Raw genomic sequence first — 15381 nt, forward strand, 5'->3', positions numbered from 1 at the left:
CATCCTCGACGAATGCCGAGCGTCAAGTGGCGCTGGGGTGCGCCGAACCGATAGCCTGAGTGCACTATGGCCGAATTCATCTACACCATGCACAAGGCGCGCAAAGCGCACGGTGACAAAGTCATCCTCGACGATGTATCGATGTCGTTCTACCCCGGAGCGAAGATCGGTATGGTCGGCCCCAACGGCGCCGGCAAATCAACGATTCTGAAGATCATGGCGGGAATCGAGCAGCCCTCCAACGGTGAAGCTCGACTCAGCCCCGGGTACTCGGTGGGCATCCTCATGCAGGAGCCGCCCCTGAACGAAGAGAAGACCGTCCTCGGCAATGTCGAAGAAGGCGTCGGCGAGATCAAGGCGAAGGTCGATCGTTTCAATGCCATCTCCGAGGAGATGGCCGACCCCGATGCGGATTTCGACGCCCTCATGGAAGAGATGGGCAAGCTGCAGGAGGCCATCGACGCCGCCGACGCTTGGGATCTCGACTCCCAGCTCGAACAGGCGATGGACGCTCTGCGGTGCCCGCCGCCGGACGCAGACGTCTCCGTTCTCTCCGGTGGTGAACGTCGCCGCGTGGCACTGTGCAAGCTTCTGCTCGAGAAGCCCGATCTGCTGCTCCTCGACGAGCCGACGAACCACCTCGATGCGGAATCGGTGCTGTGGCTCGAGCAGCACCTGAAGACCTACCCGGGCGCTGTCATCGCGATCACCCACGATAGGTACTTCCTCGACCACGTGGCCGAATGGATCGCTGAAGTCGACCGTGGGCACCTCTACCCCTATGAGGGCAACTACTCGACCTACCTCGAGAAGAAGCAGGAGCGTCTTCAGGTCCAGGGCAAGAAGGACGCGAAACTCTCCAAGCGGCTGAAAGACGAACTCGAATGGGTGCGTTCGAACCCGAAGGCGAAGCAGACGAAGTCGAAGGCCCGTCTGGCCCGCTACGAGGAGATGGCGGCCGAGGCGGAGAAGACACAGAAGCTCGACTTCGAAGAGATTCAGATTCCAGCCGGCCCCCGCCTCGGTGATGTCGTCATCGAAGCGGACAAGATCGAAAAGGGCTTCGACGGGCGCAAACTCATCGACGGCCTGAGCTTCTCCCTTCCGCGCAACGGCATCGTCGGCGTCATCGGACCTAACGGCGTCGGAAAGTCGACGCTGTTCAAGACGATCGTCGGCATGGAAGAGCTCGACGGCGGAAATCTCAAGGTCGGAGAGACCGTGAAGATCTCCTATGTCGACCAGTCCCGCGGCGGAATCGATCCGGACAAGAACCTGTGGGAGGTCGTCTCTGACGGGCTCGACTTCATCCAGGTCGGCAAGGTGGAGATGCCCTCCCGTGCCTATGTCTCCGCGTTCGGATTCAAAGGCCCGGACCAGCAGAAGAAGGCCGGAGTCCTCTCCGGCGGTGAGCGCAACCGCCTCAACCTCGCACTCACCCTCAAACAGGGCGGAAACCTGCTCCTGCTCGATGAGCCGACGAACGACCTCGATGTCGAAACCCTCGGCTCATTGGAGAACGCCCTGCTCGAGTTCCCCGGCTGCGCCGTGGTCGTCTCGCACGATCGCTGGTTCCTCGACCGTGTGGCCACGCACATCCTCGCGTGGGAGGGCACCGAAGAGAACCCGGCGAACTGGTACTGGTTCGAAGGCAACTTCGAAGCCTATGAGAAGAACAAGGTCGAGCGACTCGGCGAAGATGCGGCCCGCCCGCACCGAGTCACCCACCGTCGTCTCACCCGAGACTGAGCGCAGTTCGGTCTGAGCCGAACCGGTTCCGACTCTTCATTCCCATACAGTGATGCCCCGGTCGAAGCGACCGGGGCATCACTGTGTCCGTGCGGAACAGGTGGACGATGAACGCGCCTGCACAGGATCGGTGAGAGACGTGCGCTGCGTCCGCTGGCGAACCGTCCAAAACGGGCCAGCCGGTAACCGCGACCGAGTGAGGAGAAGAGTCAGTCCTCTGAGCGACGGGTGAGTCCGCCGAGGTTCGCGATCCCTCTGAACAGCAGACGGACGAGGATCGTGCCGATGACTCCGCACACGACGGCCAACAGCCCGCAGATTGCCACATGCAGATCCGTGCGTCCCATGAACGCCACGAGGCTGAGCAGCCCGATGACGAGGAAAAGCGCCACGTTGACCAGGCGGCTGAGGATGGTGCCGATGATGTCCATCATCGTCGGGTCCTTACTCGTCACTGAACCTCCTTGACCCGGACCATGCCTTCCTGGGCCACAGTGGCCAGCAGGGTTCCGTCCTGAGCGAAGATGCGGCCGTAGCCGAGACCGCGCCCACCCTGTGCGGCAGGAGACTCCTGGACATAGAGCATCCAGCCGTCGACTCGCACCCGGTGGTGCCACCACATCGCATGGTCGAGGCTGGCCACTCGCAGCCCCGGGGTTCGCCACGTCAGCTCGTGATGACGAAGAACCGGTTCGAGCAGGTTGAAGTCACTCGCATAGGCCAGAGCCGCGGCATTGAGCACCGGGTCGTCTCCGAACGTCGAACTGGCCCGGAACCAGGAATGCTGTTCGGTGATCGAGGGATCCGAGACGCCCGAGGTGTGCAGAGACGGCTCGACAGGACGGACTTCGAAGGGACGCTTCCGCAACCAGTCGCTGACGACCGGAGAATCCTCATCGCCGATATAGTCAAGCAGTTCCGGGCAGTCCTCGGGAGCCGGCAGACCGGTCGGCATCTGCTCGGCATGGCTGAGACCCGGCTGGTCGTCCTGGAACGAAGCGCTCAATGACAGGATCGGCGCGCCCTTCTGATAAGCGTGGACGCGGCGGGCAGAGAACGAACGGCCATCACGCAGCCGCTCGACGCCGAATTCGATGGGCTCGCTGACATCGCCGGCGCGCAGGAAATATCCGTGGAGCGAATGGATCAGGCGGTCACTGGGAAGTGTGGCAGCGGCTGCGACGACACACTGAGCGAGCACCTGTCCGCCGAAGACCCGACCGTCGGGTTTGTACTGGCTGTGCCCGATGAAGAAGTCCGTTTCGCTGGACGCCGCAGTGAACTCGAGCCGGCGCAGATCGAGGATCTCGTGCAGCCGAGCTACGTTAGCCTCCGCTTCGGAGGATGCTTCGTCGGTCATGGGCTTCTCCCTCGGATGACTGGGCCAATCGTGCGTACGAGTCACGATCCTATCGCGTGCGGCACCGTCGTGATGAAGGTGGCATGATGGGAGGCATGCACTCTGGCGCCACCAACCCCCTTCTCGACGAATTCACCCGCGTACTGTTGGAACTGAGATGGGGTGATATGGACGCCTACGGCCATGTGAACAACGTCACCCAGCTCAAACTGCTGGAAGAGGCGCGCGTCCGTGCACTCGGATCTCCCACCCACAGTTCAGATGCACCGACCACGCCGGGACAGCATGGGGTGTCCGAGACGGTCAGTGGGGTCGAGATACCGACGATCTTCGCCGACGCCTCTGCCACCACCGAGCTGCTCGTGGCCTCCCACGCAATCGAATACCGTGCCCCGATTCCCTATCGGACCGGCCCCATCGCGGTCGATCTCGTCATCAGCGATGTGCGACCCGCCTCGGTGACGGTGGGCTACGTGATCTGCGAACCGGACGGTTCGCGCACCTACACGGTCGCCGAGACCGTCATCGTCTTCATCGACATCGACAGCGGCCGACCACGACGCCTCAGCGAGGCCGAGACCCTCGCCATGGAATCGGTGGTCGGCACACCCGTTCCGCTGCGGAGGACCAGACGATGACGGATCTGCATATCAACGACCCTCTCGCGATGCGGGATCTCTCCGCATTCACTTCTCTGGCCCACAGGGCAGATGCGGACGGAGCGATGCGACTGCAGGTCGCCTCCGACGTCCTCGCCGCCACCGTGGCACCGCTGTTCCCGCACGGACTCGGCGACTCGACACCGCTGGTGCTGGCCATGCGAATGCTGCGCCTGGACGACCATGAACAAGACGGATTCGACGAGGCGGTGCCGCTGTCGAATCTGCTCGACCGCTTCGCCCGAGACGAGAACGGAACTACTCTGCCGGTGCCGCCGAACTCGGTGCTCGTGTCATGGACCGGGATTGCGCCTCCGCGCGGAGGCTGGTCCGAATACGACACGATCAGCGTCGGATGGCTCCACGAGACTGCAGAGGCAGGGATCGCCGAGATCAGCACCGGTGCGCCCGAGGGTTCCGGGGGACACGCGGTCAAAGCTCTGCGTTCACGCGTGTGGTCACGTCCGATGACTGGCGAACAGGGAACCGGGATGCCAGGAGGATTGGCCTTCGCCGCCGCTGCGCTGCGCTTCGTGCCACCTGCGGGACGCGATGACGATCGTCAGCTGCGCATCATGGAATCCGGAGGCTGGCTGCGTCTTGTGGCCCCAGGCGGTCACCTGCTCACGCGTGCCCGCGGACTGTGATCAGCGGTCTACGGTCACCGGACTGTGATCACCGGATGTTCGGGTTCGTATTCACCATCGCGGTCGCTGCCCGCTGGAAGTAGTCCCAGAACATCTCGTCGTACAGCGGCGGCAGGCTCACATCGTCGAGCGCCGCGCGCATGCAGCGCAGCCAGCGGTCCCGGGCATCGAAATCGATCGGATAGTCGAAATGCCGCATCCGCAGTCGCGGGTGACCTCGCTGCTCCTGGTAGGTCGACGGACCCCCGAAGTACTGCTCGAGGAACATCTGCAGACGGTGCTTCGCACCCTCCAGCTCATGGCCGTCCGGATACATCGCAATGAGCTGAGCATCCGCATCGACATGCTGGTAGAACACGTCGACGAGGCGGGTGAACGTGTCATGCCCGCCGACGGCCTCGAAGATGGAACCGTCAGTTGTCTGCGACATCGCTCGATCCTTCACTGGGGGAGTCCTCCTGCACGGTGCTGCGGATCTCCTGGTCACTGGGCAGAGGCGAGGGATTCTCGGAATCCTCGGCGACTGCCGGAGCCATCGCCTTCTCCTGAGCGGGCAGAGTGCGCAGAACCGTCTCCTGCACCATACCGATCTGTCCGCCGCGCTTGGCCAGCTGTGTCATGAGTTCGGCACGGAAGGCACGCTCGACCATCCACTGCAGGTTCGGCTTGGTCTTGACCATGGTGCGGATGACCCGGTGGGAGCCCGACAGCGACTGGACGCCGGCGATCTCGGGATCCTCGAGCATCGCATTGGCCAGCTCGGGATCCTTCCGCAGAGTGCGCGTGATGTCCGCGGTCATCTCGCGGTACTCATCCATCGAGGTCCGATAGTCGAGCGGGATGTCGAGCACGGCACGAGCCCAACCCTGGGACAGGTTGCCCACACGCAGGATCTCGCCGTTGCGCACATGCCACAGGGTGCCGGTGAGGTCACGGATCTGAGTGCGGCGCAGGCCGACATCCTCGACTTCGCCGACGGCTTCGCCGAGGTCCACGGTGTCACCGATTCCATACTGGTCTTCGATGACGATGAAGAAACCCGACAGGTAGTCGCGGACGAGCTCCTGAGCACCGAAGGCGATGGCGACACCGGCGATACCGGCAGAAGCGAGAATCGGGGCAATATTGAAGCTCAGCGCATCGAGGATCATGAGGACCGCGATGACACTGACGAGGATCGTCGTCACCGACGACAGCATGCGCCCCACGGTCTTCGCCCGCTGGGCTCGACGCTGCTTGATCGTCTGCTCATCGATCCCGGTCCGCTGGGCCTCAAGCGCAGTGGCGGAGAACTTCGCTCGGCCCGCGCTTTCGGCCTTCTCGCTGCCGACCGTGCCCTTGGCCACAGCGGTGGTGAACCGGCGGATGAAGAGCCGGATGATGAGGTTGACGACGATGGCGCCGATGATGATCACGGTGATCTTCAGCGGAGCGCCGAGGAGGAACGTTGCCCAATCGAAGTCACTTGCGTTCTGAACAGCGGAATCTATTGCTTCGGTTGTCATGGTCTTTCGAGACTAACTGTGAAGGTTCAATGATCCCTTGGAAGCGCTGGACACACGCTGAACCTGCAGCGCCCGCTTCGCATCGGCGAGGTTCTCCCGCATCAGCCGCACCAGGCCCTTCGGCGCTGAGGGGTGATCGTCGAGCCACTGTGACGTGGCGTCGACTGTGGCAGAACTCACCGGTGGGTACAGCCGCAGAGTCATCGTCTGCGCCATCTCCAGGGTGCGCGTCTCCCACCAGCCTGCCACCCGTGCGAAGTATTCGTCGGCGAAGGACCGCAGCGGCGCCTCGGCGGCGATGAAATCCCCGGAGTTCGTCTGCAGCCCGGTACCGAAGCCGAGAGCGAGCGCCCCGAGTTCCGAGTTCGGCAGATCTGCATCGTCGACCATCCGTATGAAGGTCTGCGATTTCGACGCCGAGGTGGGGCGGCTGGCCCGTGCGGCCGCGGCGTGGCGGACGCCGGTGGCGCTGGGGTCTTTGCGGCTCATATCCTCGACGGTCGAATCGTCGACGGCGTCGTTCGAGCACAGACCGATGATGATCTCCCACGTGAGATCGGTGTCCAGGGCGATCCCATAGACGCGTTCGGTCTCCGGTCGCAGCCAGGACTTGAGCCGATCGAGCTGCACGGGTGTGGTTGCGTGACGGATGAACCCGCGCACGAACTGGAAGGACTGGTCCGACCCTTCCTCGGTCGTCTCGAGGACCTCGATGAAGCGGTCAGCCACCTCGGCGTGCATCGCCTCGCGCTCCTGCGGTGGCAGGTACGAGCCGACCGCGGTGTCGAGCTGACGCATCTGTGTGAGCAGTCCGGAGGAATGGGTGATGGCGCTCAGGTGGGTGAGCACGGTGTTGATGTAGTCGTGGACGGGCCGTTCGCCGTCCCGGACCTCATCCCACAGCGTTGCCAGCACGAGGAGCTGGGTGAGCGAATCGTCGAAGTCGCCCAGTCTGTTCGCCGCCGTGTCCATGCTGCGGGCGTCGAAGCGGACCTTCGCATAGCTGAGATCGGCGTCGTTGACGACGACGACATCGGGCAGAGCCAGGCCTCGGGCCTCGGCCAGCTCTGCGGATTCTCCGTCGATGTCGAGGGGGAGCGAATGGGTGCGTTGCAGACGTCCCTGTCCGTTGTCCGTATAAAAGCCGACGGCCAACCGGTGCGGTCGCAGCGATGGGGCGGGCTGTCCTGCAATCGACCAAGGCTTCTGAGTCACGCGCAGGCTCGAAATCGTCGGCTTTTCCGCCTCCGATGCCTCGGTGGCCGTTTCATCACCGACCTCGGTGGTGACGACGGCTTCGAGGAGGTTGACCCCGGATTCCTCAAGCCACAGCTTCGACCAGCTCTCCAGATCCCTGCCCGAGGTGGCCTCGAGCTCGGTGAGGAGATCGGAGAGTTCGGTGTTCGACCACGCATGCTTGTCGAAGTAGCTCTTGAGGCCGGAGAAGAACTCCTCGCGACCGACCCAGGCCACGAGCTGTTTGAGCACGGAAGCGCCCTTGGCGTAGGTGATCCCGTCGAAGTTGACCTCGACATCGGCAAGGTCGTCGATCGGGGCGACGATCGGATGCGTGCTCGGCAGCTGATCCTGCCGGTAGGCCCACGACTTCTCGATCGTGGCGAAGGTCGTCCACGCATCGGCGAATTCGGTGGCCTCGGCCGTCGCCAGCGTCGACATGAACTCGGCGAAGGACTCGTTGAGCCACAGATCGTTCCACCAGCGCATGGTGACGAGATCACCGAACCACATATGGGCGAGCTCGTGGAGGATCGTGACGGTCCGGCGTTCGACAAGAGCCTCGGTGGGACGTGACCGGAACACATAGTTCTCGAGGATCGTCACGGCACCGGCGTTCTCCATCGCTCCGGCATTGAACTCGGGCACGAAGAGCTGATCGTACTTCTCGAACGGGTAGGAGACACCGAATTCGCGTTCGAAGAACTCGAAACCGGCCTTCGTGATCCGGAACAGCTTCGTCGCATCGAGGTGTTCGAGCAGGGACGCGCGGCAGTACAGTCCCAGAGGAACAATCGAACCGTCGGAGGAAGTCAGCTGCGAATGCACGGACTCGTACGGGCCGGCGATGATCGCGGTGATATACGACGAGATCGGCGTGGTCGGGGCGAACTGCCACACCGCCATGCCCTTCTGCGGTTCCTCTCCGAGCTCGGCGAAGGTCTCCTTCGGATCGCTCGGAGTCGGAGTGGGGGAGTTCGAGACGACGGTCCACTTCTCCGGTGCGATCACGGTGAAGGAGTACGGAGACTTGATATCGGGCTGCTCGAACACGGGGAAGACACGGCGTGCGTCAGGGACTTCGAACTGAGAGTAGAGGTAGACCTCGTCATCGATCGGGTCGACGAATCGGTGCAGGCCCTCTCCGGTGTTCATATAGGTGAAATGAGCATCGACGATGAGTTCGTTCTCAGCGGCGAGGCCGGGAAGGGTGATGCGGGCCGGTGCGACCACCTCGGCGAGGTCGAGGTCGGTGCCGTTGAGGCGGACGCGCTCGACACTGGAGGTGATGGCGTCGATGAACGTCGTCGAATCCGCTGTCGCAGTGAAACGGATACGTGAACGGACGCGGAAACTCTCACCAACTCCTGTGAGGATCAGGGTGTGCTCGTAGCTCGAGACGTCCACGATGCCTGAACGTTCGCGTGCTTCGTCGCGGGTGAGATTGTATTGCGGCACAGTGAGGTGACCTTCGCTTCGGGAACCGGATGTACTCGATCATTCTTTCATGGACACGCTCCGCTGCGGCGGTGTCGGTGCGACTGATCGCGATTCGGCCACCGTCACCGAGGATGGCGGGTCTTGATAGATTGATCACTGACACGATGGGTGCCCGGCACGGGACCCGCAAGCGTTTGACGGAGGAGAGACAGTGAGCAAGGAAACACTCGATCTGTGGTTCGACACGGCCTGCCCGTGGGCATGGATGACCTCACGCTGGGGACTCGAAGTCGCGAAAGTCCGCGACGTCGAGGTGAAGTTCCACCCGATGAGCCTGAACTTCCTCAATCGTGACAAGGACATTCCCGAGGACTACCGGGCACTGATGAACCGGGCCCTGGCCCCGATGCGCATCGTCACCGCCGCGATCGCCGAGCACGGTGAGGAGATCGCCGAACCTCTCTACACCGCGATCGGCACCCGGATCCACCCAGGGGGAGAGAAGGACTTCGAAAAGGCTGTGTCTGAGGCCCTTGCCGAACTGCAGCTGCCCGCCGATCTCATGAAGTACGGCGCGACCGATGACTACGACGCACAGCTCCAGGCCTCCCACGACGAGGCACTGAGTCTGGTCGGCGACGATGTCGGCACACCGATCTGCCGTGTCGCCGGAACCGCGTTCTTCGGCCCTGTCGTCACCCCGGCTCCGAAGGGAGAGGACGCCGGGCGCCTCTTCGACGGAGTCCTCGCGGTCGCCTCGACGCCGGGATTCTTCGAACTCAAGCGCACCCGTGACCAGGGTCCGAACTTCGACTGAGTCATTCGGGCCGAACCAACGGCCGCGACTCAACAGCCCGTTCACTCAGCGGGCTCAACCGATCAACCGATCCCACCGAAAGGCAGACATATGAAGGTCCACCTCGGCACCGACCACGCCGGATACGAATTCAAGGAGGTGCTCAAGGCGCACCTCGAGACAGCCGGGCACGACGTCGTCGACCACGGCGCCCTTGAATATGACGCCCTCGATGACTACCCGGCCTTCTGCATTGCCGCGGCACAGGCCGTCGTCGACGATCAGGCCGCCGGTCAAGAAGCGCTCGGAGTCGTGATCGGCGGATCGGGCAACGGCGAGCAGATGGCCGCCAACCTCGTCAAGGGTGCACGCACCGCTCTGGCCTGGAACCCGGAGATCTCGAAGTTGGCCCGTCAGCACAACAACGCGCAGATCGTCGCCGTCGGCGCCCGCCAGCACCCGGAAGCCGAAGCGATCTCGATCGTCGATGCATTCTTGGCCGAGCCGTTCACCGGCGATGAGCGCCACGAACGCCGCATCAGCATCATGGCGAAGTATGAGGAGCAGGGCCAGCAGGCTCTGTAAGAGGGAGAACACTGTGAAGATCCACGGCGCTGTGCTGCGCGAGATGCAGCGGCCTCGGCCATTTGCTCAGTCGCAGCCGATGACGATTGAGACCCTCGAACTCGGTGAGCCGGGTCCCGGCGAGGTGCTCATTCGGATGACGGCGGCCGGGGTCTGCCACTCGGATCTCTCTGTCATCGACGGCAACCGTCCCCGCCCGCTGCCGATGCTGCTCGGGCACGAAGGGGCGGGAATCGTCGAGAAGCTCGGCGACGGCGTCGATGATCTCGAGATCGGCCAACAGATCGTCACAGTGTTCCTTCCTCGCTGCGGGCAGTGCGCGAACTGCCGCACCGACGGCAAATTGCCGTGCACGCCTGGCAGTGCGACGAACGGAGCCGGGACCCTGCCGTTCGACGGACACAAGGTGCGTCTCCACGACGACACCGGCGCCGAGGTGCTCCACCACCTCGGTGCGTCCGTGTTCGCCACTCACGCAGTGGTCAACCGGGCATCCGTGGTGCCCGTTGATGACGATGTTCCCGCTTCCGTCGCTGCGGTGCTCGGCTGCGCCGTGCTCACCGGCGGGGGAGCGGTGCTCAACGCGGGTCGGCCGGGACCGGATGACGAGGTGATGATCGTCGGTCTCGGCGGAGTCGGAATGGCCGCGCTCATCACGGCTCTGTCGATCGAGACCGCCGGAGTCATCGGCGTCGACGCGAACCCCGACAAACTGGTGCGGGCGAAGGAACTCGGCGCCGTCGAGGTCTACACCCCCGAACAGCTGGGGGAGCGGAAGGCTCCGATCGTCATCGAATGCGTCGGGCATGCTCGGGCCTTCGAGACCGCGTTCACGGCCACAGCTGTCGGCGGAACGACCGTGACGGTGGGGTTGCCCGCCCCGGATGCGCAGTCACACATCACCCCGGTGACCCTGACGGCCGAGGCCCGGACCGTGATCGGCTCATATCTCGGGTCCGCGGTGCCGAGCCGTGACATCCCCGTCTATGCCCAGCTGTGGCGGGAGGGCAAGCTGCCCGTCGAGGAGCTCATCTCCGACACGATCGGCCTGAACGAGCTCAACGAGGCCTTCGACGCGCTCTCCGACGGGACGGTTGTCCGGCAGGTGATCGACTTCGAGGCGTGAGCTGCGGCTCTGATGTCGGCCTGTGGTATTTCGACATGAAGAAGCCGCCCGGACCGATCGGTCCGGGCGGCTGAAATCTGTCGGGATGACAGGATTTGAACCTGCGACCCTCTGTTCCCAAAACAGATGCGCTACCAAGCTGCGCCACATCCCGCGACGGCTACTATCTAACCACAGGCGGCTCGCGACGTGCACCTTGCGAATCGCGCAAACCCGTCAATGCGACACACCTCACAGTGAGATCGCAGGAGTGACGCAGGTCACCGAATGTCGATTTGGCGCTCGATGAAGTTCTCGACTATAGTCGAACTCGCACCACGGGGATGTAGCTCAATGGTAGAGCCTCAGTCTTCCAAACTGATGGTGCGGGTTCGATTCCCGTCATCCCCTCCACTAGCCGGTCTGACCTGATGGTCAGGCCGGTTTCTTCGTTCCGGGTAAGATCCTCAGATGACCACAGTGGATCAGCCGCCGCAGAGCACGCCCTTGCGCGATGAGCGGGGCCCTGCGTCGGCGATCGCCCGGCCCAGCCGGCGAGCGATGCTCACCGGAGCGGTCGCCGGGATCGGTGCGATCGGTCTCGGTTCGGCGATCACCGCAGCCCTCGCCGAGGCGGCCCAGCCGGATCCCGTCCGCTCGGTCACGGCCGCCTACACCGGATCGGGTCGGCGTGAGGCCCTCGACGCCGTCGCCGCGCGACGCCTGCCCGCACAGTCACGAGTCATGCCGGATCTGTCGGATCCGGGTCCGGCCAGGAGGCAGCGGGAATTCCTCGACAGCTGCGAACCGTGGCTGGGCTCTCTGCCTGCCCATCGCCGCGACCTCGCTGTCTCCGCCCTGCTCGACCTGTGGGTGCTCAGCGATGAGCTGCCCGCGCCGGTCGCCGGATGGGCCGGTGCTTGGCGTTATGTCTGGCCGCGGGACACCGCGTTCTCCGCAGTGGCTCTGGCGCGGGTCGGGTTGTCGGAACTGGCATGGAGCCATCTGCGCTGCCTGCAGTCCGTGCAGGCGGTCGACGGGTCGTTCGCCGCCCGCGTTGACCCGGAGTCCGGACTGGCACCGGATGACCGCGAATCGCAGTTCGATTCCCTCGGCCTCGTCCTTTGGGCGATCTCCGAAGTGCATTCGGTCTCCACGGCGACGGCCGCTCAGTTCGACCTCGGCGAGTTCGATGACCTTCTGCGACGGACCACCCGGCGTCTCTTCGATCTCACCGCCCACGGTCGCAGCCTGCCTCCGGTCGGCCCGGACTATTGGGAAGTCGGAGAATCCCAGGTCTCACTCGGCCTGGCCGGACCGACTCTGGTCGGGATGAACTCGCTCACCGCTCTGACGAATGCGGATCCGCAACTGTGGAGCCGCCTCGGCGAGGATGCGGCAGCCGTTCTGCTCGCAGCGGATGATTTTCGTGCGACCTTCGCTCGGACCTTCGGAGCCAATGGGATGCAGCGGTATCCCACCTCGGGCGGATCGGATTCGGCCATCGCCTACCTGCCTGCCGCCGGGCTCGTGCCGGAGCGGTCAGAGGGGATCTACGCTCTCGAACCCGAGGTTCTCGTCGGAGTCTGGGGCCGCCTCGAACAGCCGGCCGGAGGGATCAAGCCCGGACACGGCTGGATCATCGACCGCTCCAGCTGGACGCCGTCGACGTCGCTCATGGGGCTCGGCTTCGCGCGCCTCGGGCTCAGCGACCGGGCCGAATCGATTCTCGACTGGCTGGCAGAACACCGCACGAGCGCAGGGTCTCTGCCGGAGAAGGTCAGCGGGGACGGCGATCCGGTCTCCGTGGCGCCGCTGTCGTGGACGGCGGCCAACGTCATCATCACCCTCGACGAACTCTACGGACGCCGAGGTGGAGCGAGCTCGTGAAATCACCCCGGTTTCGCGTATCGGGCGGGGTTTCGCGTAGCATAGGGGATTGCGTCTCGCGGACGTGCGCGAACTATTCGTGGACTTTCGCTCCCTCTAAGGTCACGAGATGACCGATCAGGCTGTGAGATGGCCGTTTGCGGTCACGAACCCGGATGATCAGGTCGGAGATGACCGAAAATGCATGACTGTCGAATTTGAAAGGTCACACTGTGAAGAGCTCCGTCGAGCAACTCGACCCCACCCGGGTCAAGATCAGCGTGGAAGTCCCATACGCCGAACTCAAGCCGAGCGTCGACGAGGCATACAAGACCATCGGGGCCCAGGTCACTGTCCCCGGGTTCCGTAAGGGCAAGGTCCCCGCGCGCATCATCGATCAGCGCATCGGCCGTCCTGCTGTGATCCAGGAAGCCATCAACAACGGTCTTGACGACTTCTACCGCAACGCGGTCGAAGAGCACGACCTCAACCCGATGGGCCAGCCCGAGGTCGAGATCTCCGAGGTTCCCGGTCTCGACGGAACCGAAGACGGCGAACTCGGCTTCACCGTCGAGGTCGATGTGCGCCCCGAGGTCACGCTGCCTGCCTACGACACGATCAACATCGAGGTCGACCCCATCGAGGTCACCGACGCCGATGTGGACGAAGAGCTCGAGCAGCTGCGTACCCGTTTCGGAACACTCGTCGCCGTCGATCGCCCCGCGGCCAAGGACGACTTCGTCACCCTCGACCTCGTCGCCACCATCGGTGACGAAGAGATCGACACCGCCTCCGACATCTCCTACCAGGTCGGTGCCGGAACGATGCTCGAAGGCATGGACGAAGCGCTCGACGGCCTCTCGGCCGGAGAGACCACGACCTTCGAGACCACCTTCGCAGGCGGCGAGCACGCCGGCGAACAGGGCACTGTGAAGATCACCCTGGGCGCTGTGAAGGAACGTGAACTGCCCGAGGCCGACGACGACTTCGCTCAGCTGGCCAGCGAGTTCGACACGATCGACGAACTGCGGGAGGACCTGCGCGTCCAGGCCGGCAAGGCCAAGGAGACCGAGCAGGGCGTCCAGGCACGGGACAAGGTCCTCGAACACCTCATCGAGACCCTCGACGTCCCGGTCCCGGCCAAGATCGTCACCGACGAGGTCGAGCGTCACCTCGAGTCCGAGAACCGTTCGGACGACGACGATCACCGCAAGGAGGTCACCGAGGAGACCGAGCGCAACCTGCGCACGCAGTTCATCCTCGATGCGGTCTCCGAAGCCGAGAACGTCGAGGTCAGCCAGCCAGAACTCATCGAGTACCTGATCTCCGCTTCGCAGCAGTACGGAATGAACCCCAACGAGTTCGCCCAGATGCTCGACAGCTCCGGCCAGGTCAACGCCCTCGTCGGCGAGGTCTCGCGCCGCAAGGCCCTGGCCGCCGTCCTCGCCGGTGCCACGGTCAAGGACACCGCCGGAAACGTCGTCGACATGGAAGCCTTCACCTCCGCCGGTGACGACGCTGAGGAGGCCGGCGCCGAGGATGCCGACGCTAACGCGCAGAGCGCGGAAGCCGCGGACGAAGCACCTGCAGAGGCTGCCGAAGAGAACTGAGGACGAGCCGCCTCGGCGGTGGAATCCTGATGAGACGGTGGGTACGGATTGCGATCCGCACCCACCGTCTTCGCATCTGCGCAGGTCCCGATCACGCTGAGGGCGAACACAGGCCTCGCCGCGGACTAAAACCCGGGGGAGAGCGGTTAGAGTCCATAACAAGCCATCCACAGAACACAGGAGTGAAACGTGAGCGCATACGACATGACAGCTCCCGTCGGCCTCGACGCCGGTGGGGGAATGGGTCTGGACGACCACATCTTCAATCGTCTTCTCAAAGAGCGCATCATCTGGCTCGGTTCGGAAGTGCGTGACGACAACGCCAACGCCATCTGCGCGCAGATGATGCTGCTGGCCGCCGAAGATCCCGAAGCGGACATCTCGCTCTACATCAACTCGCCCGGCGGCTCCGTCACCGCCGGAATGGCCATCTACGACACGATGCAGTACATCAAGCCCGATGTCTCGACGGTGGCCATGGGTATGGCCGCCTCGATGGGACAGTTCCTGCTGTCGTCGGGCACGCCGGGCAAGCGCTACGCGACCCCGCACGCCCGCATCCTCATGCACCAGCCGCTGGGCGGCATCGGCGGTACGGCCACCGACATCAAGATCCAGGCCGAGCTGATCCTGCACATGAAGAAGCAGATGGCCGAACTGACCGCTCAGCAGACCGGGAAGTCGCTCGAGCAGATCCTTCAGGACAACGACCGCGACCACTGGTTCACCGCTGAAGAGGCGCTCGAATACGGCTTCATCGACAAGATGGTCACCCGCGCGTCCGACGTCGAGAACAACTGAGCAGGAGTGAGGGAAGAAT

14 protein-coding genes and 2 tRNA genes are annotated in these 15381 nt (G+C 63.9%); 10 read left to right on the forward strand and 6 right to left on the reverse strand.

Annotation, left to right across the window (positions count from 1 at the left end):
- Positions 1–66 precede the first annotated feature (66 nt).
- Positions 67–1749: an energy-dependent translational throttle protein EttA gene (ettA, locus tag AC3CD9_RS04795; RefSeq protein WP_488366564.1), complete on the forward strand. Its 1683-nt coding sequence runs from the start codon at positions 67–69 to the stop codon at positions 1747–1749.
- Between the two features lie 209 nt (positions 1750–1958).
- On the opposite strand, the gene AC3CD9_RS04800 is transcribed toward ettA, so the two are convergent.
- Together AC3CD9_RS04800 and AC3CD9_RS04805 are read right to left on the reverse strand one after the other, a co-directional pair.
- Positions 1959–2204 (reverse strand): hypothetical protein, encoded by a 246-nt coding sequence (locus AC3CD9_RS04800; protein WP_488366566.1) that lies wholly within the window; start codon positions 2202–2204, stop codon positions 1959–1961.
- Positions 2201–3109, reverse strand: coding sequence for an acyl-CoA thioesterase (locus AC3CD9_RS04805; protein ID WP_488366567.1), 909 nt, complete (start codon positions 3107–3109; stop codon positions 2201–2203). Before AC3CD9_RS04805 ends, AC3CD9_RS04800 begins: the two co-directional genes overlap by 4 nt.
- Before the next feature lie 95 nt (positions 3110–3204).
- On the opposite strand from AC3CD9_RS04805, the gene AC3CD9_RS04810 reads away from it, so the two are divergent.
- Together AC3CD9_RS04810 and AC3CD9_RS04815 are read left to right on the forward strand one after the other, a co-directional pair.
- Entirely contained in the window at positions 3205–3747 is a 543-nt protein-coding gene (locus AC3CD9_RS04810) for an acyl-CoA thioesterase (protein ID WP_488366568.1), read from the forward strand.
- On the forward strand, positions 3744–4415 hold the full coding sequence (locus AC3CD9_RS04815) for a DUF8185 domain-containing protein (protein WP_488366569.1): 672 nt from the start codon (positions 3744–3746) through the stop codon (positions 4413–4415). Before AC3CD9_RS04810 ends, AC3CD9_RS04815 begins: the two co-directional genes overlap by 4 nt.
- 28 nt (positions 4416–4443) lie before the next feature.
- Here AC3CD9_RS04815 and AC3CD9_RS04820 read toward each other — a convergent pair whose 3' ends face one another.
- The 3 genes from AC3CD9_RS04820 to pepN are packed head-to-tail and all read right to left on the reverse strand — an operon-like array spanning position 4444 to position 8614.
- Entirely contained in the window at positions 4444–4845 is a 402-nt protein-coding gene (locus AC3CD9_RS04820) for a globin (RefSeq protein WP_264801534.1), read from the reverse strand.
- Complete coding sequence (locus tag AC3CD9_RS04825) at positions 4829–5920, reverse strand: mechanosensitive ion channel family protein (protein WP_488366570.1); 1092 nt, start codon at positions 5918–5920, stop codon at positions 4829–4831. The genes AC3CD9_RS04820 and AC3CD9_RS04825 overlap by 17 nt, the downstream gene beginning before the upstream one ends.
- A 12-nt stretch (positions 5921–5932) precedes the next feature.
- Positions 5933–8614, reverse strand: a complete 2682-nt coding sequence (gene pepN, locus AC3CD9_RS04830) for an aminopeptidase N (RefSeq protein ID WP_488366572.1) — start codon at positions 8612–8614, stop codon at positions 5933–5935.
- A gap of 193 nt (positions 8615–8807) precedes the next feature.
- Here pepN and AC3CD9_RS04835 point away from each other — a divergent pair, with 193 nt between their 5' ends.
- The 3 genes from AC3CD9_RS04835 (at position 8808) to AC3CD9_RS04845 (ending at position 11103) form a co-directional block, all read left to right on the forward strand.
- On the forward strand, positions 8808–9413 hold the full coding sequence (locus tag AC3CD9_RS04835; protein WP_488366573.1) for a mycothiol-dependent nitroreductase Rv2466c family protein: 606 nt from the start codon (positions 8808–8810) through the stop codon (positions 9411–9413).
- 90 nt (positions 9414–9503) lie between these two features.
- Positions 9504–9977: a ribose-5-phosphate isomerase gene (locus AC3CD9_RS04840; protein ID WP_488366575.1), complete on the forward strand. Its 474-nt coding sequence runs from the start codon at positions 9504–9506 to the stop codon at positions 9975–9977.
- A 13-nt stretch (positions 9978–9990) separates the two neighbouring features.
- Entirely contained in the window at positions 9991–11103 is a 1113-nt protein-coding gene (locus AC3CD9_RS04845) for an alcohol dehydrogenase catalytic domain-containing protein (RefSeq protein WP_488366577.1), read from the forward strand.
- Between the two features lie 80 nt (positions 11104–11183).
- On the opposite strand, the gene AC3CD9_RS04850 is transcribed toward AC3CD9_RS04845, so the two are convergent.
- A tRNA-Pro gene (locus tag AC3CD9_RS04850) sits at positions 11184–11257 on the reverse strand.
- Positions 11258–11422: 165 nt separating this feature from the next.
- Here AC3CD9_RS04850 and AC3CD9_RS04855 point away from each other — a divergent pair.
- From AC3CD9_RS04855 to AC3CD9_RS04870, 4 genes are all read left to right on the forward strand, one after another.
- Positions 11423–11496: transfer RNA gene (locus AC3CD9_RS04855), tRNA-Gly, on the forward strand.
- Between the two features lie 57 nt (positions 11497–11553).
- A complete protein-coding gene (locus AC3CD9_RS04860) occupies positions 11554–12972 on the forward strand; it encodes a glycoside hydrolase family 15 protein (RefSeq protein WP_488366578.1) in 1419 nt (472 codons plus the stop codon).
- Between the two features lie 212 nt (positions 12973–13184).
- Positions 13185–14561, forward strand: coding sequence for a trigger factor (tig, locus tag AC3CD9_RS04865; protein WP_488366579.1), 1377 nt, complete (start codon positions 13185–13187; stop codon positions 14559–14561).
- A gap of 204 nt (positions 14562–14765) precedes the next feature.
- Positions 14766–15362, forward strand: a complete 597-nt coding sequence (locus AC3CD9_RS04870) for an ATP-dependent Clp protease proteolytic subunit (RefSeq protein WP_101545567.1) — start codon at positions 14766–14768, stop codon at positions 15360–15362.
- Positions 15363–15381 lie beyond the last annotated feature (19 nt).

Source organism: Brevibacterium sp. MGP-B1 (assembly GCF_057766545.1).

Excerpts from the sequence above, each read along its gene's own strand:
- AC3CD9_RS04870 (WP_101545567.1), top strand. The coding sequence starts at position 14,766 with ATGACAGCTCCCGTCGGCCTCGACGCCGGTGGGGGAATGGGTCTGGAC.
- AC3CD9_RS04815 (WP_488366569.1), top strand. The coding sequence starts at position 3,744 with ATGACGGATCTGCATATCAACGACCCTCTCGCGATGCGGGATCTCTCC.
- AC3CD9_RS04840 (WP_488366575.1), top strand. The coding sequence starts at position 9,504 with ATGAAGGTCCACCTCGGCACCGACCACGCCGGATACGAATTCAAGGAG.
- ettA (WP_488366564.1), top strand. The coding sequence starts at position 67 with ATGGCCGAATTCATCTACACCATGCACAAGGCGCGCAAAGCGCACGGT.
- AC3CD9_RS04820 (WP_264801534.1), bottom strand. The coding sequence starts at position 4,845 with ATGTCGCAGACAACTGACGGTTCCATCTTCGAGGCCGTCGGCGGGCAT.
- AC3CD9_RS04810 (WP_488366568.1), top strand. The coding sequence starts at position 3,205 with ATGCACTCTGGCGCCACCAACCCCCTTCTCGACGAATTCACCCGCGTA.
- AC3CD9_RS04825 (WP_488366570.1), bottom strand. The coding sequence starts at position 5,920 with ATGACAACCGAAGCAATAGATTCCGCTGTTCAGAACGCAAGTGACTTC.
- AC3CD9_RS04860 (WP_488366578.1), top strand. The coding sequence starts at position 11,554 with ATGACCACAGTGGATCAGCCGCCGCAGAGCACGCCCTTGCGCGATGAG.
- AC3CD9_RS04805 (WP_488366567.1), bottom strand. The coding sequence starts at position 3,109 with ATGACCGACGAAGCATCCTCCGAAGCGGAGGCTAACGTAGCTCGGCTG.